Below are 1,760 nucleotides of genomic sequence, written 5' to 3'. Positions count from 1 at the left end.
CAGGCCGTCGCGCAGCGATCGCAAGCGACCCTTGAGGCCGGAGGAGCCGGCCCCGGTACCCTGCGCGGCGCGGAGCCACAACGACCGTTGACAACAATAGGAGCATCAGTGTCAACACGGCCTGTGGGGCGCTCCGGGACGGGAATCAGGCCCATTTCCGTCGTCCTAATGGATGCCGGTTCGGTTCCTGCTGATTTCATTCTTGCGACAGCGTGGACTGGGAGGTGTGGCAGCGCCGCACGCGGTTTCGGCTGGCCGGCGTCCCAGGGTGTTGAGGTGTAGACGGCGAAGAGGACGGCCGTGGCGTTCGGATCGTGGGTGAGATGGCCGGCGACGGTTCGGGCGTAGCCCAGCTCTCCGCCGTCGTGCCGGGGGAGGTCCACGCGCAAGGTGGCCCCGAGGCGGTCGGTGTCTACGGTGATGCAGACAAGGCTCTCCTGCGGCCAGAAGCCCAGGGAGTGTCCGATGAAGCTGAGCAAGTCTGCGGGGGATTTGATGGTGAGCGTTTCCATGGTCTTAGCTTCTTTGACCCTTTTCTCGGCCTGACTGTGGTCGTTGGGATGTGGGTGCCGTTCTGATAGAGGAATCACCGCTGGGTAGGAGGGTCCGGAGTGCAACTTGGGGAACCGGCCGCAATCAAAAGTTTGGTGAGGAGATATGCGACGGAGGAGCGCCGAACGAAACTTTTGATTGCTGCCGGCGCATGGCGCCCTGGTTGCGCGGAGGGCCCGCCCAGCGATGATGGGGTATCAGAATGACGTTGATGATGTAAGTACTTCGCTGTTGGGTGTGACCCGCAGAATGACTGGCCCGTGTTTGGGTGCCTTGGTATTGATCTGTCCACCCGGCGGCGGAGCACGTCCTGTGCACGCTGACCGGGCGGACATGACCTTATAGGAGCCTGGCCAAGAGGNGTTTGGGTGCCTTGGTATTGATCTGTCCACCCGGCGGCGGAGCACGTCCTGTGCACGCTGACCGGGCGGACATGACCTTATAGGAGCCTGGCCAAGAGGCCCCATCAACGTCTTGTCTGCCCGCCCGGCCGGTGTTGCCCCCGCGCTCGAGCGAAAGGCACTTCCATCATGACAAATCAACGCACGGTTGTCGTCGGCGTCGACACGCATGCGGACACCCATCACGCAGCGGTYCTGGACGCAGGGACCGGCGAATTGCTGGCAGACCGGCAGTTCCGGGCCGACCAGGCCGGCTACGCGGCTTTGGCAGAGTTCGTCCTGGCGCACGGTGAACCGGCNGCAGGGACCGGCGAATTGCTGGCAGACCGGCAGTTCCGGGCCGACCAGGCCGGCTACGCGGCTTTGGCAGAGTTCGTCCTGGCGCACGGTGAACCGGCACGGTTCGGGGTTGAAGGCACCAACTCCTACGGAGCAGGCCTGGCCCGCCACCTGCACCGGAACGGGTTCGAGGTCGCAGAAATCATCCGCYCCAACAGGGCCGCGCGGCGCCTGCGCGGCAAATCCGACCCTCTGGACGCGGTGGCCGCCGCCCGGGAAGCTCTTGCYCACGATGACCTGCCGGCATCCAAACACGCYAACGGTCCCGTGGAATCGATCCGTGTCCTGCACCTGGTGCGTGACTCGGCTGTGCRGGCCAGGGCGAACGTGCTGCGCCAAATCAAGGCCGTTCTGGTCACCGCCCCTGCAGCYCAGCGCGAGAAACTCGCCCGGCACACCGGCAAAGCCCTGCTCGATGCCCTGCGCCGCGTCCGCCCGGGTGAAGTGCTCGCCGGGACCGAGGCTGCC

Annotated in this window: 2 protein-coding genes; one reads left to right on the top strand and one right to left on the bottom strand. The window is 65.3% G+C overall.

All coding sequences use genetic code 11. From position 1 onward, the window contains the following. Positions 1 to 512, bottom strand: a 512-nt coding sequence (locus ASG92_RS27855; RefSeq protein ID WP_157372470.1) for a DUF4192 family protein, incomplete at its 3' end; no start/stop codon positions are given. 741 nt (positions 513 to 1,253) lie between these two features. Here ASG92_RS27855 and ASG92_RS24540 point away from each other — a divergent pair. After that, positions 1,254 to 1,760: IS110 family transposase (locus tag ASG92_RS24540; RefSeq protein ID WP_240987291.1), on the top strand; the 507-nt coding region annotated here is incomplete at both ends.

Source organism: Arthrobacter sp. Soil736 (assembly GCF_001428005.1).
Lineage (GTDB): Bacteria > Actinomycetota > Actinomycetes > Actinomycetales > Micrococcaceae > Arthrobacter.
The sequence above is the reverse complement of the archived record's forward strand: the minus strand, read 5'-3'. Positions and strand labels throughout refer to the sequence as shown.